This is a genomic window from Erwinia sp. GW821-FHT03D09 (assembly GCF_059420805.1).
Genome location: NZ_JBWKUK010000015.1, coordinates 87473 through 113916 on the forward strand (window position 1 = coordinate 87473; position 26444 = coordinate 113916).

Sequence of the window (26444 nt, forward strand, 5' to 3'; positions counted from 1 at the left end):
AAGCCGGGACGTCCCACCGTGATAGCGAATCGAATCGCCTGCGAATGCTCTACAGTCTGATGGCGCCGTCCAGCACCGTGACCGTCTGGCCACCAATCCACACGCCGTCGCTGGCGTAGGTCACGGTCACTCTTCCCGCGCGCTGGATGGCGGTTCCCTGATGAACCACGTAGTCCAGCTCCACGCCGCGTTCCTGGAAATAACGGGCCAGGCAGGCATTCGCGCTGCCGGTCACCGGATCTTCCGTCAGAGAGCCTTGTTCAATCAGCAGACCACGCACCTCATAGCCATCAGCCACGCCTTTAAGTGGTCCAAACGGCATTACCCCGTTCACGTTGGATTTCTTAATCAGCCGGGCAAACTCGACGGCGTCCGGTTTGATCTCCAGCACTGCTTCCGCCGACTGCATCGGCACCAGCAGCCAGCGAATCCCCATATCGGCCACCATCACCGGCAGCTGCTCTTCCAGCTCATCGCTGTTCAGTGCGCTGGAAATGGGAGCATCGCTAAACGGTGTCAGCACTGCCTCCGGTGAGGCGAACGCCAGCGCGCCGTCCTCGCCGATGCGGATCTTCACCAGACCGACACCGCACTCCTGTACGATCTGCTGCGGCTGATTCAGCGAGAGACCGGATTCCAGCAAAGCGTGCGCCGTGCCCAGCGTGGGATGCCCGGCAAACGGCAGCTCCATATCCGGAGTGAAAATGCGCACGCGGTAATCCGCAGCCGGTTCGGTTGCCGGTAAAACAAAGGTAGTTTCAGAAAGATTGGTCCAGCGCGCGATGGTCTGCATCTGCTCATCGCTCAGACCGTCGGCATCCATAATTACCGCCAGCGGATTACCGTTAAACGGCGTGGGAGTAAAAACATCAACCTGTTTAAAAGGGCGTAGTTGCGTCATAACAATACCTGTAACCGGAAGATTTCCATGGGGGCTGACCACGTAGTGTGATGATTTATCACAGGGGTTGTCAGCCTCGTTGATTATGGCTATTACTAGATAATATCAGATAGAAAATGGAACATATTATGCTGAAAATACTGGGAAGAGCGTCTTCGATCAATGTCAGAAAAGTGCTGTGGATCTGTGATGAATTAGGTATCCCCTTTGAACGTGAAGAGTGGGGCGAGGGTTTTCAGTCGCTGAAGGAAGAGGCGTTTAAAGCGCTGAATCCGAATGCGCTGATTCCGGTTATTCAGGACGATGATTTTATCCTGTGGGAATCCAACACTATTATCCGCTATCTGGCGAATACGTACGGCGGAGAATGGCTCTATCCGCAAAACTCGCGGCTGCGTGCACGCGTCGATCAGTGGATTGACTGGCAGGCTACCGAACTCAATACTGCCTGGCGCTATGCGTTTATGTCGCTGGTTCGTCATTCCCCGGCGCATCAGGACCCAACGTTGCTGGCGGCGGCCTGCAAGGGCTGGGAATACACCATGGGGATACTCAACCAGCAGCTGGAGAAAACCGGGGCTTACGTATCCGGAGACAACTTCTCGCTGGCAGATATCCCGGTGGGCCTGTCGGTTAACCGCTGGTATGAAACTCCGCTTGAACATGCGGAGTTTCCTGCCGTACGAGCCTACTACGAGCGCCTGACCGCGCGTAAGGGCTACGCAGCCTGGGGGCGAAACGGTACGCCATAGTTTTTAAACTACCCCGGCGGCGATACCGCTCATTTCGCAGGCTACGGCTCCTGTACGCTGTAGCGCCCAGATGTAGCGCTCATTAAACGGATAGCAGCAGGAGAGTCGCAGGGCGTTATTACAGCGCTCGCTCAGCGTGTAAAGCGCACCGGGCGTCAGGCAAATTTTCTCCTGCAGCAGCCGGTGGAAGAGCTCAACGCTATCGATATTGCCGGGCAGCTCAACCCAAAAAACAAAGCCTCCGCTGGGACGGGTGGCGCGGGTTCCGTGCGGGAAATGGCGGGCAATAATACCGCGTGCTTCCTCCAGCTGGGCGGCATAGCGGCGGCGCAGCGAGCGCAGATGGTGATCGTAGCCGCCGGACTCCAGAAAAATCCCCAGCGTTTCCGATAGCAGGCGTGATTCTGCCAGCGAGGAAACGGATTTAAGCCGTGCCAGTTCCTGGCTGAAACGGCCGGCGGCAATCCAGCCGAGATGGAAGTCGGGCGCCACAGTTTTGGTAAAGCTGCTGCAGTAAAGTATCCAGCCGTTTTCATCAAAGGCTTTAACCGCGGGCGTCAGCGGCCAGCAAAACTGTAGTTCCGCATACAGGCCATCTTCCAGCAGCGGCACCTCGTACTTATTCACCAGCCGTGCCAGTCGCTTTTTTCCTTCCAGCGTCATGCTGCTGCCTAATGGATTCTGCGCGTTCGGCATGGCGATAATCGCCTGAATGCGCCGCTCCTGCAGCATCAGCTCCAGTGCATCCAGCGACAGCCCGAGCTGGGGATCGGTGGGGATCTCCAGCACCTTAAGCCCCAGGCTGGCGAGCAGCGGAAAGAGGTAAAAGTAGGTCGGCGTTTCCAGCCCAACACAGTCGCCGGGCTGGGTGACCGCGCGCAGAGCCAGCTGGAGTGCTTCCATACAGCCGTGGGTGAGCGTCACGTCGTCTGTGCTGATGCGAATACCCAAATCCATTGAGCGGCGGGCAATCTCCCGACGCAGGCGCAGGCTGCCCGGCGGCAGGGCGTAGCGGCCAATCAGGTCGGGTTCGCGACGCAGCAGTGAGGCCATGATGCGGCTGATTTTTGCCGTGGGGAAAAAGTCGCTGTTCTGCGGGCAGGCCAGTGAAATATTGGTGTAATCGGCATGGTTCTGGGCGGCAAAAACGGCATCGATCAGGTCGAGTTTTTTACTCCCCGGCGAGCGCACGCTGCTGCGCGGTGGAGACTGGTAGGTCAGGGAAGGGAGCGCATCGCGCACGTAGTAACCGGATTGCGGACGCGCCTCAATCAGGCCGCGATCCTCCAGAATACCGTAGGCAGCCAGTACGGTATTCACGCTGACCTGGTAGCTGGCCGCGCAGCGTCGGATAGCGGGCAGTCGGCTGCCGGGCATAAACGCACCCTGATGGATAGCGGCGGCCAGCGTTTCGGCCAGATTATGGTACAGCGTTGCCCGCGTTTCGGTAATGGACACAGATCGCTCCTCAACTGATGGGTACAGTGATAAGTAAAATCACTTTGTACCCATAACAATACTGTTTTTCTGCATCTGTTACCATTGCGGCAGAGTGAATACACTGGCTGCATTCACCCGGAATGTAGGAACTCTCTTATGCTCGATCTCTCTTTTGTCAGCTATGTCACCGTTATGTCGATTACCCCAGGCCCTAATAATCTGATGCTGGCGACCTCCGGGGTCAATTTTGGTATGCGCCGTACCCTGCCGATGGTCACCGGAATTATGCTGGGCTGCGGTATACAGACCGCACTGGCGGGAGCGCTGCTGGAAGTGCTGCTGATGTGGATGGGGGCGATTCGCCTGCCGCTCACGCTGCTGGGCTGCGGTTATCTGCTGTGGCTGTCGTGGAAGGTTTTCCGTTCCGGCGCGCCGGAATTGCGTGAAAAAGCACGTCCAATGACGATGATTGGTGGCGCGCTGTTTCAGGCAGTGAACCCGAAAGCCTGGCTGATGGCGATCAACGTGGCGCTGATGTATACCGTCAACAGCAGCATTCTGGCGGTAATGGTCGGTTTTATGGTGCTGAACCTGCCGTGCATCCTGGTCTGGGCGATGATGGGCGATCGCCTGGGTAAACACCTGCAGGTGCCGTGGAAGCTACAGCTGTTTAACACCGTCATGGCGCTGTCGTTGCTGGCAACCACGCTGTGGATGCTGGTGGAAGCTATCCAGCTGGCTTAATTCCTCAAATTCAGCGCAATAAAAAAGGCGGATATACGCCTTTTTTCTTTGTTTCAAATTGCCCGCCGGCGTATGGGTATCCCCATCCCCATCCTGACGTTACTTACCGACGACTTCCGCCGCCTGCTCGCTGCTTTCATCGTTGGCAGAGGTCATTGGCGCGTACTCCAGTTGCAGGATACGGCTGGTATCCGCCAGCTCTTTCTCCGTTGCGGCCACGTTGCTGTTCAGCTTCTGACCATAGAACGGAATAATCGCTTTCAGTTTGCTCTGCCAGTCTGACGATGCCATCTGCTCTTTGAACACTTTGCTCATCAGATCCAGCATGATTGGCGCCGCCGTTGAGGCACCCGGCGATGCGCCCAGCAGCGCGGAAATGGTGCCGTCCTGCGAGGTGACCACTTCGGTGCCCAGCTTCAGCACGCCGCCTTTTTTGGCATCTTTCTCAATGATCTGTACGCGCTGACCGGCTTTCACCAGTCGCCAGTCCTCTTTACGCGCGTCCGGGAAGTATTCGCACAGCGCCTTGTGACGATCGTCAGCGCTGAGCAGCACCTGACCAACCAGATATTTCACCAGATCGAAGTTATCCATCCCCACGCGCATCATCGGCATCAGGTTCGATGGTGTAATAGAGCCAAACATATCCCACAGGGAACCCTGCTTGAGGAACTTGGTGGAGAAGGTGGCAAATGGACCGAACAGCAACACCGGCTTGCCGTCCAGCGTGCGGGCATCCAGGTGCGGGACGGACATCGGCGGTGCACCGACGGACGCTTTGCCGTACACCTTCGCCAGATGGCGTTTCACCACTTCCGGGTTTTCGCTGACGAGGAACTCGCCACCTACCGGGAAGCCTGCATAGTTTTTCATTTCAGGAATTGCGGACTCCTGTAACAGCGTCAGCGCTGCACCACCGGCACCGATAAAGACATATTTGGCGCGAATAGTGTCCTGCTTGCCATCGTTTTTCAGGTCGGCCACGGTCACGTTCCAGCTGCCGTCGCTGTTGCGGTGAACCTTGCGCACTTCGTGGCGGTTTTTCAGGCTGAAGTTCGGGTTCTTCTTCAGCGAGGTGACCAGCTGGCGGGTGACTTCACCGAAGTTGACGTCGGTGCCGATCGGAACCCGGGTCGCCGCAACTTTCTGCCCCTGCTCACGGCCTTCCATCACCAGCGGTACCCACTGTTTGATCTGTTCCGCATCTTCAGAATATTCCATACCCCGGAACAGGGTACAGTTTTGCAGCGCCGCATAGCGACGTTTCAGGAAGCTGACGTTATCGTCGCCCCAGACGAAGCTGATATGCGGCACGCTGGTAATAAAGCTGCGCGGATCGCGCAATACGCCACGTTCAACCTGGTGCGCCCAGAAACGCCGGGAAATCTGGAACGATTCGTTAATTTCTACCGCTTTCTTAATGTCGATCGATCCATCGGCATTTTCCGGAGTGTAATTCAGTTCCATCAGCGCTGAGTGCCCCGTACCGGCATTATTCCAGCCGTTGGAACTCTCTTCGGCGACTGCATCGAGACGCTCTACCATGCTGATGCGCCAGTTCGGCTCCAGCTCTTGCAGGTAGGTACCAAGGGTGGCGCTCATCACTCCACCACCGATCAGTAAGACATCAACGTGCTTCTCGTCTTCTACTGCGGCTTTACTGGTCAAACCCAGACCCGCCAGAAGTACTGCCATTTTACGCATGAGGATACATCTCCGTATGCTGAAGTAATTCAACATGTTAAGCAGGTAAAACAGACCCGATATATCTCTGAACCAGTGAAGTTATTGCGCTAATTCAGGAAGGCTAAAAGATTCCACCTGCATTTTTTGCTGCAAGTTTAATCACTTTTAGAAGTATCAGAAATATACCATTGTTACGGGCTAATTAAAAAAGTGTTTAAAGATTAAAAATGAGAATGATATGTGAGAGGAAATTAGTAACATTTATACGGGCCGTTGAACGGCCCGAAATAACGTCAGGATTTGAAGGGTAAATAGTTGACCTGGATGGATTAATTACGAGGAGCACTGTCCGGCAGCTTGCGGTGGCTGATTGCCAGACGGTTATAAGCGTTCATCAAACCGACAGCAATTGTCATATCAGTAATCGCTTTTGCGCTAAATTCTTTTTGTACCAGGGCATAAACCTCATCCGGGGCGTTGGTCTGTGCAATCAGCGTCAGGGATTCTGCCCATGCCAGCGCCGCCTGCTCATTAGTGGAAAACCAGTTGCCTGCTTCGCGCCAGACCTGAGTGAGCACAATTTTGTCCCACGGCATTCCCTCTTTGTGTAACGCTTTAGTGTGCATGTCGATGCAGTATGCGCAGCCGTTAATTTGTGAGACGCGCAGAAATATCAGTTCGATAATGCTCATCGGCACTCCGCACTGCGCTACATAACCATAGACGGCGCCCAGAGCCTTCATTCCGGCAGGGGAGGTGGCATTAAAATCAATACGTTCGCTCATTTTTGTGTCTCCAAAGACAGGGGGGATTGGCGTGAATGATCGAGAACATTCGCTGCTGATGACTATTTTCATCGGTTTGATGGGGCAATAAAAGTGCCAGGAATTGACAAAAACAGTGGTCCATCCGCCGTGCAGACGGCTGAACAGATTGGCCTGCAGCGCTACGCCGATCGTTCGCTGACGGAGCAGATTCGTGCCGGGATGGCGCAGGCGATTGCGGAAGGCCGTGTCCCGGCGGGATCGCGCGTACCCTCCTGCCGCGATCTGGCGGTTGCGCTGGGCGTTTCGCGCGGTACGGTGCGCAGTGCCTATGACATGCTGGTGGACAGCCAGCTGCTGGTGGCCCGTGGTGCAGCGGGCACCTGGGTCAGTGCCGTTCTGCCCGCCGCCCGTGTGATACCGCAGAAAGCGCCGGTGCTTGCCCCGCTGGCGGATGTGGTCCATGCCTTTGACGTTGCGCCGTTAACCTTCCAGATGGGGACACCCGCCAGCGATGCCTTTCCGGCCAAAGTCTGGTCGCGCATTCTGGCCCGACACGTTCGGGAGATTGCCGGAGGCGCAACGGGGTATGCCGATCCGCGTGGCAGCCTGACACTGCGTCAGGAGCTGGTGAGCTATTTGTCGCTGGCCCGTGGCATCCGCTGTCAGGCCTCGCAGGTCATCATCACCAACGGCTATACCGGTGCGCTGGGCATTATTTGCCTGGCACTCGGACTGCGCGGCACGCGTGCGTGGAGCGAAGACCCGGGCTATCTGCTGGCTCGTCGTGCACTGAATCTGGCCGGAATCGAGGCGGTGCCGGTACCGGTGGATGAACAGGGGATTTCCGTTGCAGACGGTATGCGGTTGGCCGCCGACGCCCGCGTGGCGCTGGTGACGCCGGGGCAGCAGTCACCGCTCGGCGTGACATTATCGCTTGCGCGCCGTGGCGAGTTACTGGCCTGGGCGCGGCGGCAGGATAGCTGGATTATCGAAGATGATTATCTCGGCGAACTGCAATTGCAGGGGCGGGCGGTTCCTGCGCTGGCGGCGCTGGATGCAGAGCGCGTGCTGCATATCGGCACCTTCAGTAAAACGCTCAGCCCGGCGCTGCGTATGGGGTATCTGGTGGTGCCGGACGCGCTGGCCGGGCATTTTGCGGAAACGGTGGCGCTGCTGGCCCCGGCATCGTCATCCGTACTGCATAATGCGGTGGCGGAATTTCTGCATGAGGGGCACTACATGCGCCATCTTCGGCGGATGAAACGGCTGTACGCCGCCCGGCTTAACGAGCTGCTGCAGGCGCTTGAGCCGCACTTCACACCGTTGTCGCGTGCGGCACTGGCGGTGATTATTCCCCTGCCGCAGGGCACTCGCGATGTACAGATTGCAAAGGCGGCTCTGGCACAGGGTATGGCCCCGTCACCGCTGTCGGTGTGGTATCAGGATAAAACGGCTTACTGCGGGCTGGTTTTAGGAGTGACTAATTTACCGGAAGGTGGTTTTGCCGCGAGTGCGGCCAGGCTGAAGGCGCTGGTGAAGGAGTTTGGTTAATAGTCCCTGCCCCGAAGGGCAGGGATGAGGATCAGGCTTTTTTCGCTGCAGCAGCGGCTTTCACGATAACCGCGAACGCGTCGGCTTTCAGCGATGCACCGCCAACCAGCGCGCCGTCGATATCCGGCTGACCGAACAGCTCAGCTGCGTTTTTATCGTTGACGGAACCACCGTACTGGATGATGACCTGTGCAGCCACGGCCGCATCCTGCTTAGCGATGTGGTCACGAATAAATTTGTGTACCGCCTGGGCCTGCTCAGGGGTCGCCGATTTGCCGGTACCGATGGCCCATACTGGCTCATAGGCGATAACCGCGCCGTTGAAGGCTTCAGCGCCCTGAGTTTTCAGCACCGCGTCGATCTGACGAGCACAAACTTCTTCGGTTTTGCCCGCTTCGTTTTCAGCGTCGGTTTCACCGATGCACAGAACCGGCACCAGACCTGCCGCTTTCACGATGGCGAATTTTTTAGCAATGAATTCGTCGCTCTCGGCGTGATAGGTACGACGCTCAGAGTGACCGATAATGATGTACTGCGCACCGATATCTTTCAGCATGTCGGCAGAGGTTTCGCCGGTGAACGCACCTGACAGGTTCACGTCAACGTTCTGCGCACCCAGTACGATATGGCTACCGGAAATGGCATGTTTTGCCTGATCCAGATAGATCGCCGGTGGGGCAATTGCCACGCCACAACCGTCAACACCGCTCAGTTCGTTACGCAGACCGGCGATCAGCTCATTAACCATGTGCTTGCTACCGTTCAGTTTCCAGTTACCCATCACTAATGGATGTCGCATTGTATCCTCCACGCTTAGAGAGTATTAAAGCTGCCAGCAGGCAGCGTTGTCTGCCGACAGTATAGAGATCAAATATGCGAAAGGCTTTGCTTTTCGTCATCGTTTGCATGAATCGATTCAGGGGGCCGTGAGAGCCAGTTTTAGCGGTTCGATCGCGAAAGTAAGCCCCTTTTCGCCGTTATCCGCCACAATGTAGCGTAACGCCCCCTCCTTCTGTTGGTAATATCGCGAATTCTTGCCTTTCGCCAGCAGCTCGTTCACCCGTTTCTGGCTTTGTTCATCGCTGAGCATCGGTTCAAAGAACCGCACAAACGCCGTCATATAGGCCAGCGCCTTTTCCCGAGCGGCTTTCTGTTCCGGCCCGGGGATGGGTAGCCAGGTGAGCTGGAGCGTTTTGATTTTCCCGCTGCCGTGTTCAAGTGCCGTGGACGCGTAAAGATTTTCGTTGATCTTACTGGCGGCACGGGTCAGATTGCTTTTATCATCGGATGTGTCAATTGCGCGATATTCACCTAACGGTAACGTTGCGTTGGCAGCATTATATTTTTCACGAAACTGGCCAATGGTCATATCAAAGGTTGGGGCCCCCATTTGCAAATAGGGTGCCGCAGGCATATGTTCTGCCCGGTCCTGAGGATCGGGATCGGCTTTTACTGTAGCGATGTTCAGTGTGGTCAGCAGGATAATTACTGCCCATATCGCTTGATTCATTTTCGTGGCCCTAACCAGTAAACTCTGCTCAAGATTAAAACGGACAATGACTGGAAAAGTCAAAGGGCACCCTGACACTGGGAAAAATAATGACTCTACAACAATGGTGTTTCTCATTTCATGGCCGTCTCAGGCGGCGGGATTTCTGGATCTGGCAGGTAGTCTGGGTGCTGCTGTTGACGCTGTTGTTCAGCCTTGCCGGCAACGGTTTGATGGATATGCAGCTGGCGGCATTCTGCGTGGTGGCGCTGCTGTGGCCGGTCAGCGCTGTGCTGGTGAAACGGTTGCATGACAGGAATAAAGGCGGCCAGTGGGCGCTGCTGCTGATCCTCGCGTGGATGCTGATGGCCGGTAGCTGGTCGATGCTGCCGGTCGATGCGCAGTGGCTGGTGGGGCGTTTTATCCCCACGCTGATTCTGGTCAGCATGATGGTGGAACTCGGTTTCTTCCGCGGTACGGATGGTGATAACCGCTACGGTAAGATGGCGCAGTACGTGGTGTTTCTGCGCCGTGGAACAGCCTGATTACCAGTAGTGCTCACTGGTCATGTGGCCCGGTTTACGCTTGAAGTGCTTGCGCATTCCGCGCGTATCTTTCAGCAGCTGCTGGGTGTCTTTTACCATCTCCGGGTTACCGCACAGCATGACGTGGCTCGACTCAGCATCGATTTTCAGGCCGGTTGCGGCTTCCAGCTGGCCGCTGGCAATCAGCGCCGGCACTCTGCCGGTCAGTGAGCCTTCGGCTTCTTCACGGCTCACGACCGTTTGAATTTGCAGCTGGCCGTTATAGCGCTGCTGTAGCTGCTGTAGCTGCTGCATCTGCGGCAGATAGCTCAGATCCCGGGCGTAGCGCACGGCATGAAGCAGTACGATATTTTTAAAGCGATCCAGTCCTTTCCCTTCTTCTAAAATTGACAGATAAGGACCAATGGCGGTACCTGTTGCCAGCATCCACAGCGTATCGCACTGCGGAATTTCCTCGATAACAAAAAAGCCCTGCGCGTCCTGGGTAATCATTACTTCATCACCCGGCTTCAGCGCATACAGCAGCGGGCTGAGCTTACCCTCCGGAACCAGCACCAGATAGAACTCCAGATTTTTATTGCTCGGCGCATTCACAAAGGAATAGGCGCGAACCACGCGCTCACCGTTAACTTCCAGCGACAGTTTGGCGTACTGACCGGCGGTAAAGGGGTCGATGGGGGCGGTCACAATGATACTGAACAGGCTGTCCGTCCAGTTCGTCACTTTTTCTACTCGGGCGTTGACCCAGGCGGCCATAACAAACTCCTTAACTCAGTTGCGGCAGGATTGGCTTCTCTGCGGCTATCTTCGTCAGCTGTGAGTGGTTTTTCCAGTTTCCGACGGCGGTAAGGCTCGTATAAACAAAGTATGCGCACGAATTTACCTTAGCGTAAAAATTGTTTTACAGCCGCGCCCGTTTTTAGTGACAGCCGCAGGTGGCTTATTTTGGGTTCAGTCCTCGCTTTGTTATCCATTCCTGATATTTTCTCCGGCGCTGAGCGTATCCATTTACCTGATCCTCTGGATACGAAAAATTTTACCGTTATTTATACTGATGTGGCGCGATGAAAAAGATTGAAAATGGACATTTGTTAGTGATGCTGATTGCCCTGCTGGCGGTCGGACAAATGGCGCAGACTATTTATGTTCCGGCGATGTCCACCATTGCGGCGGCATTTAACGTTGGTGATGGCGCCGTTCAGCGGGTGATGGCGGCATATCTGATGACCTACGGTGCCTCTCAGCTGTTTTACGGCCCGCTCTCGGACAGTATTGGCCGCCGGCCGGTTGTTTTGCTTGGTATGGGGATATTTATCCTCGGCTCGCTGACAGCTTTGCTGGCGCACAGTCTGAACGGACTGGTACTGGGGGCGGCGATCCAGGGGCTGGGGACGGGGGTGGCGGGCGTGATGGCACGAACCATGCCGCGCGATCTGTATGAGGGCAGGGCGCTGCGTCATGCCAACAGCCTGTTAAATATGGGTATCCTTATCAGCCCATTGATTGCCCCTCTAATAGGTGCCGGGCTGACCCGGCTGTTTGGCTGGCAGGCGTGTTTTGCGTTTCTCCTGCTGTTGTGCCTGATGGTCAGCTGCGCCATCCTGCGATGGATGCCGGAAACACGCCCGCAGACCGCGCAGCCTCGCCCGCTGTTTTCACGCTATCGCCCGCTGCTGGCCGACAGCAGTTTTATACGCTATCTGGTGATTCTAATCGGCGCACTGGCCGGTATTGCCGTATTTGAAGCCAGCTGCGGCGTATTGATGGGCGGCGTTCTGGGAATGAGCAGCTTCGCCGTCAGCCTGCTGTTTATCCTGCCGCTGCCGGCGGCATTTTTTGGCGCCTGGTTTGCCGGTAAAAGCGATAAGCCCTTTACGAGCATTATGTGGTATGCGGTGAACAGCTGCCTGCTGGCAGGCATACTGATGTGGCTCCCTGGCTGGCTGGACGTGATGAATCTGTGGACGCTGATTGTGCCCGCCTCGCTGTTTTTCTTTGGCGCAGGCATGCTGTTTCCGCTGGCCACAACCGGAGCGATGGAGCCCTGGCCCTATATGGCGGGTACCGCCGGTGCGCTGGTCGGTGGGTTGCAGAATCTGGGATCGGGGCTGACTGCCTGGCTTTCTGCGCTGCTGCCGCAAAACGGGCAGTTCAGCCTCGGGATGTTGATGTTTGCCACTTCGCTGTTGATTCTGTTCTGCTGGCTGCCGCTGTCGAAGCGTCCGGAGCCGCAGACCGTTTGACGCTCAACCAGCAACGCCGGAGCCAGCAATCAGCGGCTGGCTCCGGCGAGTGAATTACAGAATAAACGGATGAAGGCTGTCGTCTTTACGGTCAAGATAGTGAATGGACTGGATACGGCGAATGGTGCGCGATTTACCGCGGATCAACAGCGTTTCGGTGGTCGCCATATTGCCTTTCCGCGTGACGCCCTTCAGCAGATCGCCGCTGGTGATGCCGGTGGCGGCAAAGATTACGTTATCGTTGCGCGCCATCTGATCGAGCAGTAAGACTTTGCCAGCATCAATGCCCATTTCATGGCAGCGCTGAATCTCCTGCTCGCCCAGGCGACGATTTTCTGCCGTATCGCCTTTCACCTCATGACGCGCCAGTAAACGACCCTGCATATCGCCATCCAGTGCGCGGATCACTGCCGCAGAGATTACGCCCTCCGGCGCACCGCCAATACCGTACATCACGTCTACTTCGCTGTCCGGCATGCAGGTAAGAATTGAGGCTGCCACATCACCATCCGGGAAGGTAAACACGCGTACGCCAAGCTGCTGGAGGCGGGCAATCATCGCATCGTGGCGCGGCTTCGCCAGCAGCGTGACGGTCAGCTCGCTGAGTGGTTTATCGAGCGCGCCGGCAATACGCTGCAAATTCTCTTCCAGCGGAAGATTCAGGTCGATAGCGCCCTTCGCTCCGGGGCCGACAACCAGTTTTTCCATATACATATCGGGGGCGTGCAGAAAGGTGCCTTTATCGCCGACCGCCAGCACCGCCAGTGCGTTCGCCTGGCCCAGCGCGGTCATGCGTGTCCCTTCAATCGGGTCTACGGCGATATCAACCGCATCGCCTTTGCCGCTACCCACTTTTTCACCGATATACAGCATCGGCGCTTCATCAATTTCCCCTTCGCCAATCACGATCTGACCGTCAATATCCACCTTGTTAAGCATGATGCGCATCGCGTGTACCGCCGCGCCATCGGCCGCATTCTTGTCACCGCGTCCCAGCCATTTATAACCAGCCAGCGCCGCCGCTTCGGTTACGCGTGAAAATTCAATTGCCAGTTCTCGTTTCATGACGTGCCTCGGAAAAGTGATGAGGCGGGAAGTTTATCACAGGCGGGGAGGAGAGGAGGTGCCCGCAGTCGCCGACTGCGGGCGGGTAAAACTTTAGTTATCCTGATCTTCCCACGCCTGAGCGCGGGCAACGGCTTTCTTCCAGCCTGCATACAGCACGTTACGCTGGGTGGTTTCGATACCAGGGCGGAATTCACGCTCGATAACCGACTTGGCGCGAACTTCTTCCAGATCCTGCCAGAAGCCTACCGCCAGGCCAGCCAGATACGCGGCACCCAGTGCGGTCACTTCACGGACTTCAGGGCGCTCCACGCGGGTGCCCAGGATATCCGACTGGAACTGCATCAGGAAACTATTGGCAACGGCACCGCCGTCCACACGCAGCGACTGCAGACGGGTATTGGCGTCATTCTGCATGGCTTCCAGCACGTCGCGAGTCTGATAAGCGATGGACTCCAGCGTGGCGCGGATGATGTGGTTGGCGTTTGCGCCACGGGTCAGGCCAAAGATGGCACCGCGTGCATACGGGTCCCAGTACGGTGCGCCCAGGCCAGTAAAGGCCGGAACCATGTATACACCGTTGGAATCTTTCACTTTCGTGGCGAAATATTCGGAATCCGTTGAGTCGCTGATCAGTTTCATCTCGTCACGCAGCCACTGGATGGATGCACCGCCGATAAATACCGCCCCTTCCAGCGCATAGTTCACTTCGCCGCGTGGACCGCAGGCGATGGTAGTCAGCAGGCCGTGAGTTGAGGTGACTGCTTCTTTACCGGTATTCATCAGCATAAAGCAGCCGGTGCCGTAGGTATTTTTCGCCATACCCGGCTGCACGCACAGCTGGCCATACAGGGCGGCCTGCTGATCGCCAGCGATACCGGCGATGGGAATACGGGTACCACCTTTACCACCGATGTTGGTCTGGCCGTACACTTCTGAAGAGGATTTCACTTCAGGCAGCATTTCACGCGGGATGTCGAGGATTTCCAGCATGCGCTGATCCCACTCCAGCTTGTGAATATTAAACATCATGGTACGCGAGGCGTTAGTGAAGTCGGTGATGTGCACCCGTCCCTGCGTCATTTTCCACACCAGCCAGGAATCGACGGTGCCGAACAGCAGCTCACCACGGCGGGCACGTTCACGTGAGCCTTCTACATGATCGAGTATCCACTTCACTTTGGTGCCGGAGAAGTACGGGTTGATCACCAGGCCGGTAGTGTGCTGGATATACTCTTCCAGACCTTCTTTCTTCAGTTTTGCGCAGTAGTCTGCGGTACGCGGGTCCTGCCAGACGATAGCGTTATAGATTGGCTTACCGGTTTCTTTATCCCAGACGATGGTGGTTTCGCGCTGGTTGGTGATACCAATGGCGGCGATCTCATCAGAACGGATGTCCGCGTGCGCCAGAACTTCGACCAGCGTTGAGCTTTGTGACGCCCAGATATCCATCGGGTCATGCTCAACCCAGCCCGCTTTCGGGTAAATCTGCTGGAATTCGCGCTGCGACACGGCAACGATGTTGGAATCATGATCCAGAATTACCGCACGTGAGCTGGTAGTTCCCTGGTCGAGTGCGACGATATATTTTTTTTCTACGGTCATAATTTCTTCCTGATGAGTTCGAGAGTTATACCCGCCGGAGCGGGTATAGCAGGATTACGCTTTACGCTGTGCAGCGCGCTGCACTACTTCATCCTTTTTTACCGCCGTCTGACCCGGCAGATTGCGGCCAATCAGAGAACGGTAGCCAAATGCGCCAACGATTGCACCGAGCATCGGCCCGAAGATTGGCACGAGGAAATAAGGAATATCGCGACCGCCGGTGAAGGCCATGCTGCCCCAGCCTGCGAGTGATGCGAACAGCTTAGGACCGAAATCACGCGCCGGGTTCAGAGCAAATCCAGTCAGTGGGCCCATTGCGGCACCAATTACGGCAATCAGTAGACCGATTAACAGCGGTGCTAGTGGGCCACGCGGCAACCCGTTGCCATCATCGGTCAGTGCCATGATCAGCGCCATCATCACGGCAGTAATCACAGCTTCGACCAGGAACGCCTGCCCCACGCTGATATGCGGATTTGGGTAGGTTGAGAATACGCCAGCAACATCCAGACTTTCTACGCTACCGCGTACCAGCTGATGAGTCTGTTCGTAGTCGAGGAATAAATTGTAGTAGAGCCCGTACACCAGCGCAGCAGCGCAGAACGCGCCGGCTATCTGAGAAATGATGTAGGGGAGCAATTTACGTCCTTCAAAATTAGCAAATAACCACAGGGCAATACTGACAGCAGGATTCAGGTGCGCGCCGGAGATGCCTGCGCTGAGGTAGACCGCCATGGCAACGGCGATGCCCCACACGATGCTAATTTCCCACTGGCCAAAAGCGGCACCAGCGAGTTTTAACGCAGCGACACAGCCTGCACCAAAGAAGAGGATGGTTGCGGTGCCGAGAAACTCGGCGATACATTGTCCTTTAAGTGTGCTTGTTGCATGACTCATGTTGAAATTCCTGAAGGCGAGTTAAGAGTTTACTATCATCGTTTTTCTCATTCCCTGAGCCGCCCAAGTCTTTTGTAGGGCTGATGTGAATTTATCGTTAACGAGCATAAACGAGAAATAGCGAAATCAAAAGTTGTGTGCTGTGTCATAAAAATGAGCGAATTCGCGTATTCAGGGTGCTTAAAATCACTATGCTGCGCGTTTAAGCGGTAACGAAATGTGCAACTCATTAATCTCGGCCCTGCCGTATTGCGCGAATATGTTACACAAACCAGGTCTACGCTGAAAATTGTTACAGACTGCACCCCAACTGGCTTAGCTGCTGGACTTGCTATGCGCGTCTACTTACAATCGAAGCATCGTTGTTATCCGCGGAATGTCGGTTCACTCCTTATCCCTGCGGCTAGCATCATCAGCGCCCTGCGATTAGGAGAGGTTATAGATATGTCATTTGAAGTATTCGAGAAACTGGAAGCAAAAGTGCAGCAGGCGATTGATACCATCACGCTGTTGCAGATGGAGATCGAAGAGCTTAAAGAACAGAATGGAAATCTGAATCAACAAATTCAGCATGCTGCTGGTAATAGTGAAGCGCTGGTGCGTGAAAACCAGCAGCTAAAGGAAGAGCAGCACGTATGGCAGGATCGTCTGCGTGCGCTGCTGGGTAAAATGGAAGAAGTGTAAGGCTTCGCTTTTTATTAAAGTGAGTCTGCAGAGAGCGGGTGCCAGCGGCACCCGTTTTTGAATCCGTTATTCGAGGTCAAGCGGGTCTTCTGACAGGATCATGCCGGTGTTGTCGGCGTAGAGATGATCGCCAGAGAAGAAGGTGACGCCGCCAAAGTTTACGCGAACATCGCTTTCACCAATCCCTTCTCCGGCAGCGCCGGCAGGAATGGCTGCGATCGCCTGGATACCGATATCCAGCTCTTCCAGATCGTCAACCTGGCGCACTGATCCGTAAATTACAATGCCTTCCCATTCATTTTGGACTGCCAGCCTTGCCAGTGCCGCATCAACCAGCGCGCGACGCACGGAGCCGCCACCGTCTACCAGCAGTATCCGGCCCCGACCGTTTTCCTCCAGCAAATCATAAAGTAGACCGTTGTCCTCGAAACATTTTACCGTAATGATTTGCCCACCAAACGAGGTGCGGCCACCAAAGTTTGAGAAGAGCGGTTCAACGACATTCACGTCTTCGTGATAGATGTCGCACAGTTCTGAGGTATCGTATTTCATAGGGATTTCGTCTGTTTGCTACAGGGAGCTTAAGTATATCGCTTAATCATCGCTGTTGGCAAAATCATCAATTGTTAAAAGTTACGATGGGTCAAGTACATCGCGATTAGCTCAGCAGGAGTCCAATGGCAAAAAGCACGTTGATCAACAGCGCCGTTTTGACCGTTCTGACCAACAGCGGGCGCATTGCCATTGCGCTGGGTTCGTGTATTACATAACGCGCCTGCTGCCAGATAAGGGGCACCGCCAGCAGGAACAGCCAGCCGAAGGGGTGCGGATTATTCATCAGTGTAAACAGCGTAAAGCTGGCGATCGCGCCCGCCAGCAGCAGTAAATGATAATGCCGCGCGCGCCGCGATCCGAGCCGAACCGCCAGGGTGAACTTGCCGTTTTGGCGATCGTTTTCGATATCGCGCATATTGTTGGCGTTAAGCACCGCCGTTGCCATCAGGCCGCAGCCGGTGGCCGGCAGTAGTGGTAACAGATTAAATTGGTGAGTTTGCAGATACCAGCTGCCGATGACGCCAAGCCAGCCAAAGAAAATCATCACCGATACGTCACCCAGGCCAAGATAGCCGTAGGGTTTTCTCCCCACCGTGTAGGCAATGGCGGCAACGATTGCCAGTGCGCCAAGCAGCAGAAAACCCAGCATATCGCTTAGAGTTTTGCAGGATCTTATCAGCAGCATAATACCGCTCAGCATGGATAGCGCCACGGCGAGAGCCATTGCCATTCGCATCTGCTGCTGGGTTATTGCCCCTTTTTGCATACCGCGCAGAGGGCCAATACGCGCCGGCGTATCGCTGCCTTTTACTGCGTCGCCATAGTCGTTTGCCAGATTAGAGAGGATTTGCAGTAGCACGGTGGTTAACAGTGCCAGCAGTGCCGTCGTGAGATTGAACGAACCCTGCCACCACGCCAGCGCGCTGCCGGTGATAATTGAAGCGCAGGCCAGCGGGAGCGTGCGCGGGCGCAAACTCTCAATCCATGCCTGTGGGTGACTGATTGGGGTAGCCAGCTGGCTGTTGTCGGTCATAGGCAGGCCTCTGCTCTGATTGGCGGTCCCGGAAAAGCCGGACCAACGTTAAGGAGCAGTGTAAGGCGCTTAATGCCCCGAGGAATTAACCTTGGTCAAGTTGGCTGAGAATTTAGCCAAAAAAAACGGAGGCCATATGACAGGCCTCCGTTGACATAGCTGTTTACCGTCGTTACAGAATAAAGCGGCTGAGATCTTCGTCTGCGACCAGCTCATCCAGATGCTTACTGACATACTCGGCATCAATGGTGATCGACTGACCGTTCAGATCGCTGGCGTCATAGGAGATTTCCTCCATCAGGCGCTCCAGCACGGTATGCAGACGGCGTGCACCAATGTTTTCAGCGGTTTCGTTCACCTGCCAGGCGGCGGCGGCAATTTTGCTGATACCGTCTTCGGTAAAGTTGATATCCACGCCTTCAGTACCCATCAGCGCTTTGTACTGCACGGTGATCGACGCGCTTGGCTCGGTCAGGATGCGTTCAAAGTCGTGCGTGGTTAACGCCTGCAGCTCAACGCGGATCGGCAGACGTCCCTGCAGTTCAGGGATCAGGTCTGACGGGCTGGCAACCTGGAAAGCACCCGAGGCGATAAACAGAATGTGGTCAGTTTTCACCATCCCGTGCTTGGTCGAAACGGTACAGCCTTCTACCAGCGGCAGCAGGTCGCGCTGTACACCTTCGCGAGAAACGTCAGGACCTGAGGATTCGCCGCGCTTACAGACTTTGTCGATCTCGTCGATAAACACAATACCGTGCTGCTCTACCGCTTCGATAGCATTCTGCTTCAGTTCTTCCGGGTTAACCAGCTTGGCGGCTTCTTCTTCCACCAGCAGCTTCATCGCATCTTTGATTTTCAGCTTACGCGGCTTCTGCTTCTGGCCGCCGATATTCTGGAACATGGATTGCAGCTGGCTGGTCATCTCTTCCATACCCGGAGGAGCCATGATTTCGACACCGACGGAAACGGCGGCGAGATCGATTTCGATTTCTTTATCGTCCAGCTGGCCTTCGCGCAATTTCTTGCGGAACGACTGGCGTGCAGCAGACGGTTCGGCAGGCGCTTCCGACTGGCCCCAGTTGTTTTTAGCCGGTGGAATCAGCACGTCAAGAATGCGGTCTTCTGCCATCTCTTCAGCGCGGTAGCGATTTTTTTCAATCGCCTGAGAGCGAACCATTTTAATCGCCGAGTCGGTCAGATCGCGGATGATCGAATCCACTTCTTTACCTACGTAGCCTACCTCGGTGAACTTAGTGGCTTCCACTTTGATAAACGGCGCATTGGCCAGTTTTGCCAGGCGACGGGCGATTTCGGTTTTACCGACGCCGGTTGGGCCAATCATTAGAATATTTTTTGGCGTGACTTCATGGCGCAGCTCTTCGTCCAGCTGCATACGGCGCCAGCGGTTACGCAGGGCAATCGCCACTGCGCGCTTGGCGCCGTCCTGGCCGATGATGAATCTGTTCAGTTCGCTGACGATTTCGCGCGGGGTCATTTCAGACATAAATTGGGGTCCTTACGCTTTAGACGCTAATTCTTCGATGGTGAGGTTGTGGTTGGTATAGATGCAGATATCACCTGCAATACCCAGCGCTTTTTCCACAATATCGCGTGCGCCAATGTCAGTGTTTTCCAGTAATGCACGAGCGGCTGCCTGTGCGTAAGGTCCACCTGAACCGATGGCAATCAAATCATTTTCTGGCTGGATAACGTCACCGTTGCCGGTAATGATCAGCGAAGCATTTTCATCGGCGACGGCCAGCAGTGCTTCGAGCTTGCGCAGCATACGGTCCGTACGCCAGTCTTTTGCCAGTTCAACCGCGGCTTTCACCAGGTGGCCCTGGTGCATTTCCAGTTTGCGTTCAAACAGTTCGAAAAGGGTAAAAGCATCTGCGGTACCGCCAGCAAAACCGGCAATGACTTTGTCATTGTAGAGACGACGCACTTTTTTAACGTTGCCTTTCATTACGGTATTACCGAGGGTAGCCTGGCCATCGCCGCCAATTACTACCTGGCCATTGCGTCGTACACTTACTATTGTTGTCACGGGCGGACCCCTTGTTGCAGTTGGTGAGGTCCCCGCACTTTTCGTGCGGGGCACTGATGCAAACTGATATGGGGCAGCTTTTAGGGGTTTCAACCCCCAATGGCGAGAGGAATACAATTTGAGTGGCCGGAGCCACGAAGATTTTTCAGTGCGCTGTCAGCGGCGGCGCGGTTGCCGTACGGACCAATCACCACGCGGTTCCAGCCACCGCCGGTGGTAATACGGCTTTCGAAACCTTCAAAGGCCAGTGCTGCGCGAACGGACTCCGCCTGGTCAGTGCCTTTGAAGGAACCACACTGAACCATCCAGCGCTGCTGCTTCTCTTTTTCGGCTTCTTTCGGCTTCGTTTCAGCTTTTGGCTGGGCAGCGACTTCCTGTTGCCGTGTTGGTTCACGGATAACAGGGGTTATCTGTGCGGGTTTCTGCTGAGCCTGGTTTTGCTGCTGAACTGCACGCTCGGTCTGTTGTGTTTGCTGCTGGGTTCGTACCTGCTGCTGATTCTGCTGTACCTGCTGGGTTCTTGCGGGTTGCTGATATGGCTGCACCGGCTGGTTTTGCTGAGTTCTTACCGGCTGCTGCTGGACCTGCTGCGGCATACGTGACTGCTGCTGTAGCTGATTCTGGCGCTGTATGGTCTGCTGGCGTTGAGCAGGGGTTTGCTCATTCCACGGTACCTCATTCAGCTGGGTTGGCTGCTGGCGCATATCGGCCTGCATTTGCTCTAGCAGCTGCCTCTGTTCGTTAGTCAGCTGTGTCTGCGAATGGGCTTCACCGCCGGATGAAGGTTCTGTCGGCGTAGGCACACCTATCTGGCGATTTTCTAACTCTTTGATATAGCGCCAGCGTTCCTCGGGTTTCGGCGGCAGGCCGTTACCGGTGGCTTTATGATCGGTGATGACTGGGGTGTCTTCTTTTTTATGATGCGCAATAAACCACAAACCACCGACGAAGGTGACGAGGACAGCAACGGCCAGCATGGTCATAAACTTTGATGCGCCAGAACCACCGCTGCGCTTTTTACTGCGACTGTTGGTCTTGCGACGCGTCCCTGTCGAACGCCCGCGGCCTACATAATCTTTTTGTGCCACTATCGTTCCGTTAATAATCAATGAAAGAAGACCGGGCAAAATCGCGATGGGCACCCGGCTACAGCCCGTCATGTTACTTAAGGGTCGGAAGTTTGACCAGCAGCGATCTTACTAAGAATCCGCTGATTTTGCGCCAGGTCTCAGTTAGCGAAAATGGCCGTTACACAATATGTTAATCTTCATCGTGCAGTGAGGGTGCTGTGCTACCGCGGATCTTTAACTCAAAATCCAGTAGACGGGAGCCAACATTTACCATCCGCCCCTGAAGCTGCTCCAGCAAGAGTAGCATTGCCTCGCGCCCAATGTTAAATCGCGGCTGCGCAACGGTGGTCAGCTGCGGGTCACTGTAGCGTGATAATTCAATGTCATCAAAGCCAATGATGGACAGATCTTTGGGGATCCGCAGGCCCATATTCTTCGCCTGAGACATCGCGCCCAGCGCCATAATGTCGCTATGGCAGAACAGGGCATCGGGCGGTTTTGGCAGCGCCATCAGCTTTTTCATCGCCTGCGTCCCGGCGTCAAAGGTAAAATCACCGCGCACGATGTACTGGGGGGCCACGCTTATACCGCTGCGGCGTAAGGCCTGAATGTAGCCCTGCAGGCGATACTGACACAGCGGCATATCTTCCGGTCCTGATATGCAGGCGATGCGGCGGTGGCCCAGCTTTTGCAGATGATTTACTGCTTCAAACGCGGCGGTCAGGTTGTCGATATGCACCGTGGGCAGTTCAAGCTCTGGTGCGAATTCGTTGGCCATCACCATCGGCGGTAGGTTGCGTTGTTCTTCCAGTCCGGCTTCAAAAGGTAGCTGCGATCCCAGCAGCACCATGCCGTCGATTTGGCGCGTCAGCATTAAATTCAGAAACGATTTTTCCTGCTGATTCTGGTGGGCGCAGTCGCCAATCAGCACCAGATAGCCCTGATCTGCGGCAATGACTTCGATCCCACGAATCATTTCACTAAAAAACGGGTCGCAGATATCCGGCACGATAACCAGAATAGTCCGTGATTCGCTACGCCGGGTGCTGCGCGTCATTGAATGCGGGGAATAACCGACGGCAATCACCGCCTGTTCAACTTTACTGCGTGTCGCGGCGGAGACCTTTTCCGGGTTCATCAGGGCACGGGAGACCGTTGCCGTTGATACGCCTGCTTTTTCAGCTACGTCCTTCATGGTCGCTGCTGTTGTCTCTTGATTGTGCTCCAACGCTTCTCTCCTCACGCCAGCCGAAGCTGACCTGACTAACGGGTGATAATGTGCTCTTTCAGTGGCGGGCCGCGAATCCTTTTGCTGACCATTGTGCATTTTTACAGATGCAGCGAACTGCTGTTACTTAATTTGCATAAAAAATGTGACTTGTGCGACTTTTTTCGACCCGGGCCGCAATTTTGCTCTGCAAACGTTTACGTATTCAGCTTCCAGCCGGATCGACATCCATAAACCGCGATTGGCATTTTCAGCTTTCAGCAGGATCGATATCCAGCGACCATTTCACTTTGCGTGATTGGGGAAGCGTGCCGATAAGCGGCAGGCTGGATTTTATCAGCCGCTGCAGCACGGCGCGCGAAGGGTGCTGTAACAGCAGTTGCCAGCGGTAACGGCCGCTTCGCTTGGCCTGCAGAGCCGGCACCGGTCCCATCACCCAGAATCCGTCGTCATTCAGCGGGCTGGCTTCCAGCAGGTTGCGCAGCTGCTGGAGAAACAGGGAAGCCTGTTGATTATCGTGATCCTCCGCGCGGAACAGCGCGTGGCTGGTAAATGGCGGCAGGAATACGCTTTTACGCTCACTCAACGCCTGTTTAGCAAAGGCATCATAGCCCTGCTTCAGCAGCGTTTGCAGCAAAGGGTGGTCCGGGTGATGGGTCTGCAACAGCACTTCCCCCTGTTTGCCCGCTCGTCCTGCCCGTCCTGCTACCTGTGTGTAGAGCTGGGCAAAGCGCTCGGCAGAGCGGAAATCCGCAGAGAACAGCGCGCCGTCAACGTCGAGTAGGGAAACCAGCGTGACGTCAGGAAAGTGGTGGCCCTTCGCCAGCATTTGCGTGCCAACGAGAATTCGTGCTCCGCCGCGATGTACTTCCGCGAGCTGTTGTTCCAGTGCGCCCTTTCGGCTGGTGGTATCCCGATCGATACGCGACAGCGGCACGTCGGGGAATAGCGTGCTGAGGTTATATTCCAGCTGTTCCGTGCCCAGCCCGACGGGCACCAGGTGTGTCGATCCACACTGGGGGCACTGATGGGGAATCGGACGCTGGCTGTCGCAGTGGTGGCAGCGTAGCTGGCGCTGATGTTGATGTAGCGTGTAGTAGCGGTCGCAGCGCTGGCATTCAGCAATCCAGCCGCACTCGTGGCACAGCAACGTGGGGGAAAATCCACGGCGGTTAAGGAACAGCAGAACCTGATTATCGGCCTTTAAGTGTTCGCCAATTTTTTTTATCAGCAGCGGAGATAAGCCGCCCTGAAGCTTCACGCCTTTCAGGTCGATCAGTAACTGCGTGGCGCGCGTTGCATTTCCGGCACGTTTGCTGAGGCTGAGCAGATGGTATTTGCCCAATTGCACGTTGTGTAATGTTTCCAGTGCAGGCGTCGCAGACCCCATCACCACCGGAATATCTTCCTGGCGGGCACGCAGCACCGACAGATCGCGGGCGTGATAGCGCCAGCCCTCTTGCTGTTTGTAGGAACCGTCGTGCTCTTCATCAATAATGATGGCACCAAGCCGTGCAAAGGGCGTAAACAGCGCTGAGCGGGTGCCAATAACAATCGCCGTCTCACCGCTGCGAGCGCGCAGCCATACCGCCAGGCGTTCGCTATCGTTCAATCCGGAATGCAGGACGTCAACCGGGGCATTAAAACGTTCACGAAAGCGGGCGATAGTTTGCGGCGTCAGGCCAATTTCAGGCACCAACACCAGCGCCTGGCGGCCGTTAGCCAGAATATTTTCCAGTACGCTGAGATAGACTTCGGTTTTGCCGGAACCGGTGATCCCGTCCAGAAGCCAGGCAGAAAAGCGATCGTCGGCGCTGCGGATAGCGCCAACTGCCGTTGCCTGTTCAGTGTTTAACCGCAGTCGCTCACCGCTTACCGCAAAGTTTTCACGCCAGTCCAGCACCGCACGGGTAGCCGCATGAAGCTCGCACAGTCCCTTCGCCCGGATCGCCTGCAATGTCGCTTCGGTGATATCGTGCTGGCTGACCTCATGCCGGTAAAGCGTTCTCTGGCGCAGTGCGGCCAGCGCCTGCTGTTGTTTGGGCGCACGCTTCAGGCTTTCTGGCGGCGTGGTGCGCCCCTGTTCGGTGATGGCCCACTGCCAGAGCGGGGCCTCTTCCGCTGCTTTTCCCTGCCGCAGCAGAACCGGCATGGCATGGAACAGCACTTCCCCCAGTGGGTAATGATAATAGTCTGCTGCCCATTGAAGGATATGCCATAAAGAAGGCGAGAACAGGGGGGTACTGTCCAGCACCTCATGCACGCTTTTCAACTGGTCGCGAGGGTAATCGCTGTGTTCGCCAATGCTGACCACGACGCCAATTGCTTTACGTTTGCCGAACGGCACGCTGACGCGGCCACCGGGAACGGCGTGGCAGAGGTGGGGAGGCAACAAATAATCAAAGTTGCGGGCAAGTGGAACGGGCAGTGCGACCTGAACAACGGGCATGGCTTCATCCGGGTGAAAAGCAGGGCCATTTAGTGTACACTGTGTCGTTCGCAATGTGCGGATAGGATTGCAGCGGACGGTTAATTTCTGTATAATTCGCCGCCGTTGATACGGTATTTTGTATCGAGATGCCCATAACCTTCGAGGTTTGGGTATATCACCTGACTATTAATCTTCGTGTGGTGCCGGTGCAGGAAAATTCCTGGCGCGGGAGAGCGACACGGCCTTAACTGAGGTTTCCCATGAAAAAAGGTATTCACCCAAATTACGTTGAAATTACTGCTAAATGTTCTTGCGGTAACGAAATCAAAACTCGTTCTACTGCCGGTCGCGATCTGAACCTGGACGTTTGTGGCGAATGTCACCCGTTCTACACTGGCAAGCAGCGTGATGTTGCTACCGGTGGACGCGTTGACCGCTTCAACAAGCGTTTCAGCATCCCTGGCAGCAAATAAGCAGTCAGTCAGAAACAGTCAACGTTTCGGATGCACGAACAAAAAAACCAGCTCAGGCTGGTTTTTTGGTCTCTGGAATCAGGAGGCCGTAGCGTATTTCAGCACGTCACCCTGCCAACCTTTTTGCGCATAGTTCTGCAGATGGTCGATACGTTTTACCGGTTGACCCGCCGAGAAGTTAATCTCTTTCAGCTTGACCATCACTTCCGACGGTGCGAAGACCGATTTAAAGTGATATTCGCCGTGGCTGAGGTCGGCAATGGTCGTCCAGTAGGTTGACGTACCTTTATTCTCCTGTGGGAACTTCGAATATTTTGCGTACGCATCGGTGATTGATTTCACCATCGGATCGCTGGCGTCCGGGTAGTTAATCGGGAATGCCGCATTGTTGACTACCGACAGAATAAATCCCTGAGCCTGTGCTTTATTATCCGGCTGTGGGATGTTTTTTATACCGATACTGGTGCGTACAAAACGGTCTTCCGCGCTTTGCGTACCGGGAATGTGGTTTTCATCGACACCCTGATATTTTTTCAGATTTTCCAGCTGGCGATCGTATGATGGTGGATTGGTCATCACGCGGTAGTCGCGGTTGTGGTAAATGTTGACCTTACCGTTGTCGATTTCAATGATTGCTGAGTCACCGGTGACGTCTTCCAGCGCGATATGTTTCGTATCCGACGCGTAATCAATCGGCAGTTTTCTGGCGACCAGATGAACATCCTGTAACCCTTTCACCGCCTCATCAACCGTGGCGAAATTGTCGAGTAAGTAGCTGAGCCATGCACGGCTGTCCAGCTCGGGCTTATCCTGGTTGTTCGCCTGGACCTGCTTACCGTTGGTGTAATATTGCGTGTGTCCGGCCAGTCCTTTCTCGTTCATGCCATCCATTGGAAAAACACCATCGGCGTAAATCACTACACTGCCGTAGCGCGTTGTCCACTGTTTCGCACCGGGTCCATGGCTGCCGGTATGCTTGACACCTTTCGGCGTGATCACCAGGGAGGGGTCAACCGGGCCAAAGAAATCAAGATTACGGGCGCTGATCATATAGCCGGGATAGGAATTTAAAAACGCGCGGGTGCAGGCGCTGGCGCTGCCGATTGTTGCGATGGTCAGGGATGCGCCCAGGGCGACAGCCACCAGGCTGGACAATGTTTTATTCATCTTATTTCTCCTTTTGCTCACTGATGGCCAGCATAGTCAGAATGCTTAAAAGGAAAGAGTCAGTGACTGAG

At 55.3% G+C, this 26444-nt stretch carries 25 protein-coding genes; 7 read left to right on the forward strand and 18 right to left on the reverse strand.

Going from position 1 to position 26444, the window contains the following annotated elements; translation table 11 throughout:
- Positions 1–49: 49 nt before the first annotated feature.
- On the reverse strand, positions 50–901 hold the full coding sequence (locus tag AC07U6_RS15945; RefSeq protein WP_494764284.1) for a PhzF family phenazine biosynthesis protein: 852 nt from the start codon (positions 899–901) through the stop codon (positions 50–52).
- Between the two features lie 128 nt (positions 902–1029).
- Here AC07U6_RS15945 and AC07U6_RS15950 point away from each other — a divergent pair, with 128 nt between their 5' ends.
- The gene (locus AC07U6_RS15950; RefSeq protein ID WP_494764283.1) at positions 1030–1653 is read left to right on the forward strand and encodes a glutathione S-transferase family protein; all 624 of its coding nucleotides are present in this window, start codon (positions 1030–1032) and stop codon (positions 1651–1653) included.
- A gap of 3 nt (positions 1654–1656) precedes the next feature.
- On the opposite strand, the gene AC07U6_RS15955 is transcribed toward AC07U6_RS15950, so the two are convergent.
- Positions 1657–3111: an aminotransferase-like domain-containing protein gene (locus AC07U6_RS15955; protein ID WP_494764282.1), complete on the reverse strand. Its 1455-nt coding sequence runs from the start codon at positions 3109–3111 to the stop codon at positions 1657–1659.
- A 138-nt stretch (positions 3112–3249) separates the two neighbouring features.
- On the opposite strand from AC07U6_RS15955, the gene AC07U6_RS15960 reads away from it, so the two are divergent.
- Positions 3250–3837 carry a LysE family translocator gene (locus tag AC07U6_RS15960; RefSeq protein ID WP_494764281.1) on the forward strand — a complete coding sequence of 196 codons (588 nt, stop codon included), beginning with the start codon at positions 3250–3252 and terminating at the stop codon, positions 3835–3837.
- Between the two features lie 99 nt (positions 3838–3936).
- On the opposite strand, the gene mqo is transcribed toward AC07U6_RS15960, so the two are convergent.
- Positions 3937–5541 (reverse strand): malate dehydrogenase (quinone), encoded by a 1605-nt coding sequence (mqo, locus tag AC07U6_RS15965; protein ID WP_494764280.1) that lies wholly within the window; start codon positions 5539–5541, stop codon positions 3937–3939.
- 311 nt (positions 5542–5852) lie between these two features.
- The gene (locus AC07U6_RS15970) at positions 5853–6308 is read right to left on the reverse strand and encodes a carboxymuconolactone decarboxylase family protein (RefSeq protein ID WP_494764279.1); all 456 of its coding nucleotides are present in this window, start codon (positions 6306–6308) and stop codon (positions 5853–5855) included.
- A 93-nt stretch (positions 6309–6401) separates the two neighbouring features.
- On the opposite strand from AC07U6_RS15970, the gene pdxR reads away from it, so the two are divergent.
- Complete coding sequence (gene pdxR, locus AC07U6_RS15975) at positions 6402–7841, forward strand: MocR-like pyridoxine biosynthesis transcription factor PdxR (RefSeq protein ID WP_494764278.1); 1440 nt, start codon at positions 6402–6404, stop codon at positions 7839–7841.
- Positions 7842–7872: 31 nt separating this feature from the next.
- Here pdxR and tpiA read toward each other — a convergent pair whose 3' ends face one another.
- Complete coding sequence (gene tpiA / locus AC07U6_RS15980) at positions 7873–8640, reverse strand: triose-phosphate isomerase (RefSeq protein ID WP_205067560.1); 768 nt, start codon at positions 8638–8640, stop codon at positions 7873–7875.
- Between the two features lie 117 nt (positions 8641–8757).
- Entirely contained in the window at positions 8758–9351 is a 594-nt protein-coding gene (locus AC07U6_RS15985; RefSeq protein WP_494764277.1) for a YiiQ family protein, read from the reverse strand.
- 89 nt (positions 9352–9440) lie between these two features.
- Between AC07U6_RS15985 and AC07U6_RS15990 the strand changes: the two genes are divergently transcribed.
- Positions 9441–9875, forward strand: coding sequence for a DUF805 domain-containing protein (locus AC07U6_RS15990; RefSeq protein WP_494764276.1), 435 nt, complete (start codon positions 9441–9443; stop codon positions 9873–9875).
- Here the strand turns inward: AC07U6_RS15990 and fpr are convergent, their stop codons facing one another.
- Positions 9876–10631 carry a ferredoxin--NADP(+) reductase gene (fpr, locus tag AC07U6_RS15995; RefSeq protein ID WP_494764275.1) on the reverse strand — a complete coding sequence of 252 codons (756 nt, stop codon included), beginning with the start codon at positions 10629–10631 and terminating at the stop codon, positions 9876–9878.
- 308 nt (positions 10632–10939) lie between these two features.
- On the opposite strand from fpr, the gene emrD reads away from it, so the two are divergent.
- Entirely contained in the window at positions 10940–12118 is a 1179-nt protein-coding gene (gene emrD / locus AC07U6_RS16000; protein WP_494764274.1) for a multidrug efflux MFS transporter EmrD, read from the forward strand.
- Between the two features lie 54 nt (positions 12119–12172).
- On the opposite strand, the gene glpX is transcribed toward emrD, so the two are convergent.
- The 3 genes from glpX to AC07U6_RS16015 form a co-directional block, all read right to left on the reverse strand.
- Complete coding sequence (glpX, locus tag AC07U6_RS16005; RefSeq protein ID WP_494764273.1) at positions 12173–13183, reverse strand: class II fructose-bisphosphatase; 1011 nt, start codon at positions 13181–13183, stop codon at positions 12173–12175.
- Between the two features lie 93 nt (positions 13184–13276).
- Positions 13277–14788 carry a glycerol kinase GlpK gene (glpK, locus tag AC07U6_RS16010; protein WP_494764272.1) on the reverse strand — a complete coding sequence of 504 codons (1512 nt, stop codon included), beginning with the start codon at positions 14786–14788 and terminating at the stop codon, positions 13277–13279.
- Positions 14789–14842: 54 nt separating this feature from the next.
- A complete protein-coding gene (locus tag AC07U6_RS16015) occupies positions 14843–15685 on the reverse strand; it encodes an MIP/aquaporin family protein (RefSeq protein WP_494764271.1) in 843 nt (280 codons plus the stop codon).
- Between the two features lie 444 nt (positions 15686–16129).
- Here AC07U6_RS16015 and zapB point away from each other — a divergent pair, with 444 nt between their 5' ends.
- Positions 16130–16369: a cell division protein ZapB gene (gene zapB, locus AC07U6_RS16020; protein ID WP_105594487.1), complete on the forward strand. Its 240-nt coding sequence runs from the start codon at positions 16130–16132 to the stop codon at positions 16367–16369.
- Between the two features lie 66 nt (positions 16370–16435).
- On the opposite strand, the gene rraA is transcribed toward zapB, so the two are convergent.
- From rraA to priA, 7 genes are all read right to left on the reverse strand, one after another.
- Positions 16436–16921: a ribonuclease E activity regulator RraA gene (rraA, locus tag AC07U6_RS16025; RefSeq protein WP_314425663.1), complete on the reverse strand. Its 486-nt coding sequence runs from the start codon at positions 16919–16921 to the stop codon at positions 16436–16438.
- Between the two features lie 106 nt (positions 16922–17027).
- Positions 17028–17957: a 1,4-dihydroxy-2-naphthoate polyprenyltransferase gene (locus AC07U6_RS16030; protein ID WP_494764270.1), complete on the reverse strand. Its 930-nt coding sequence runs from the start codon at positions 17955–17957 to the stop codon at positions 17028–17030.
- 172 nt (positions 17958–18129) lie between these two features.
- Positions 18130–19461 (reverse strand): ATP-dependent protease ATPase subunit HslU, encoded by a 1332-nt coding sequence (gene hslU / locus AC07U6_RS16035; protein ID WP_494764269.1) that lies wholly within the window; start codon positions 19459–19461, stop codon positions 18130–18132.
- Positions 19462–19473: 12 nt separating this feature from the next.
- The gene (hslV, locus tag AC07U6_RS16040) at positions 19474–20004 is read right to left on the reverse strand and encodes an ATP-dependent protease subunit HslV (RefSeq protein ID WP_105594491.1); all 531 of its coding nucleotides are present in this window, start codon (positions 20002–20004) and stop codon (positions 19474–19476) included.
- An 89-nt stretch (positions 20005–20093) separates the two neighbouring features.
- The gene (ftsN, locus tag AC07U6_RS16045; RefSeq protein ID WP_494764268.1) at positions 20094–21092 is read right to left on the reverse strand and encodes a cell division protein FtsN; all 999 of its coding nucleotides are present in this window, start codon (positions 21090–21092) and stop codon (positions 20094–20096) included.
- A 172-nt stretch (positions 21093–21264) separates the two neighbouring features.
- Positions 21265–22302, reverse strand: coding sequence for a DNA-binding transcriptional regulator CytR (gene cytR / locus AC07U6_RS16050; RefSeq protein WP_494764267.1), 1038 nt, complete (start codon positions 22300–22302; stop codon positions 21265–21267).
- A 250-nt stretch (positions 22303–22552) separates the two neighbouring features.
- Complete coding sequence (gene priA, locus AC07U6_RS16055; protein ID WP_494764266.1) at positions 22553–24751, reverse strand: primosomal protein N'; 2199 nt, start codon at positions 24749–24751, stop codon at positions 22553–22555.
- 242 nt (positions 24752–24993) lie between these two features.
- Here priA and rpmE point away from each other — a divergent pair, with 242 nt between their 5' ends.
- A complete protein-coding gene (gene rpmE, locus AC07U6_RS16060; RefSeq protein ID WP_494764265.1) occupies positions 24994–25206 on the forward strand; it encodes a 50S ribosomal protein L31 in 213 nt (70 codons plus the stop codon).
- A 78-nt stretch (positions 25207–25284) separates the two neighbouring features.
- On the opposite strand, the gene AC07U6_RS16065 is transcribed toward rpmE, so the two are convergent.
- A complete protein-coding gene (locus AC07U6_RS16065) occupies positions 25285–26373 on the reverse strand; it encodes a linear amide C-N hydrolase (protein ID WP_494764264.1) in 1089 nt (362 codons plus the stop codon).
- Positions 26374–26444: the final 71 nt, after the last annotated feature.

Excerpts from the sequence above, each read along its gene's own strand:
- rpmE (WP_494764265.1), top strand. The coding sequence starts at position 24,994 with ATGAAAAAAGGTATTCACCCAAATTACGTTGAAATTACTGCTAAATGT.
- tpiA (WP_205067560.1), bottom strand. The coding sequence starts at position 8,640 with ATGCGACATCCATTAGTGATGGGTAACTGGAAACTGAACGGTAGCAAG.
- AC07U6_RS15945 (WP_494764284.1), bottom strand. The coding sequence starts at position 901 with ATGACGCAACTACGCCCTTTTAAACAGGTTGATGTTTTTACTCCCACG.
- rraA (WP_314425663.1), bottom strand. The coding sequence starts at position 16,921 with ATGAAATACGATACCTCAGAACTGTGCGACATCTATCACGAAGACGTG.
- AC07U6_RS15990 (WP_494764276.1), top strand. The coding sequence starts at position 9,441 with ATGACTCTACAACAATGGTGTTTCTCATTTCATGGCCGTCTCAGGCGG.
- AC07U6_RS15950 (WP_494764283.1), top strand. The coding sequence starts at position 1,030 with ATGCTGAAAATACTGGGAAGAGCGTCTTCGATCAATGTCAGAAAAGTG.
- priA (WP_494764266.1), bottom strand. The coding sequence starts at position 24,751 with ATGCCCGTTGTTCAGGTCGCACTGCCCGTTCCACTTGCCCGCAACTTT.
- AC07U6_RS16030 (WP_494764270.1), bottom strand. The coding sequence starts at position 17,957 with ATGACCGACAACAGCCAGCTGGCTACCCCAATCAGTCACCCACAGGCA.
- glpX (WP_494764273.1), bottom strand. The coding sequence starts at position 13,183 with ATGAAACGAGAACTGGCAATTGAATTTTCACGCGTAACCGAAGCGGCG.
- emrD (WP_494764274.1), top strand. The coding sequence starts at position 10,940 with ATGAAAAAGATTGAAAATGGACATTTGTTAGTGATGCTGATTGCCCTG.
- AC07U6_RS16065 (WP_494764264.1), bottom strand. The coding sequence starts at position 26,373 with ATGAATAAAACATTGTCCAGCCTGGTGGCTGTCGCCCTGGGCGCATCC.
- fpr (WP_494764275.1), bottom strand. The coding sequence starts at position 10,631 with ATGGCCGCCTGGGTCAACGCCCGAGTAGAAAAAGTGACGAACTGGACG.
- zapB (WP_105594487.1), top strand. The coding sequence starts at position 16,130 with ATGTCATTTGAAGTATTCGAGAAACTGGAAGCAAAAGTGCAGCAGGCG.
- AC07U6_RS15970 (WP_494764279.1), bottom strand. The coding sequence starts at position 6,308 with ATGAGCGAACGTATTGATTTTAATGCCACCTCCCCTGCCGGAATGAAG.
- mqo (WP_494764280.1), bottom strand. The coding sequence starts at position 5,541 with ATGCGTAAAATGGCAGTACTTCTGGCGGGTCTGGGTTTGACCAGTAAA.
- AC07U6_RS15985 (WP_494764277.1), bottom strand. The coding sequence starts at position 9,351 with ATGAATCAAGCGATATGGGCAGTAATTATCCTGCTGACCACACTGAAC.
- glpK (WP_494764272.1), bottom strand. The coding sequence starts at position 14,788 with ATGACCGTAGAAAAAAAATATATCGTCGCACTCGACCAGGGAACTACC.
- AC07U6_RS15960 (WP_494764281.1), top strand. The coding sequence starts at position 3,250 with ATGCTCGATCTCTCTTTTGTCAGCTATGTCACCGTTATGTCGATTACC.
- AC07U6_RS16015 (WP_494764271.1), bottom strand. The coding sequence starts at position 15,685 with ATGAGTCATGCAACAAGCACACTTAAAGGACAATGTATCGCCGAGTTT.
- hslU (WP_494764269.1), bottom strand. The coding sequence starts at position 19,461 with ATGTCTGAAATGACCCCGCGCGAAATCGTCAGCGAACTGAACAGATTC.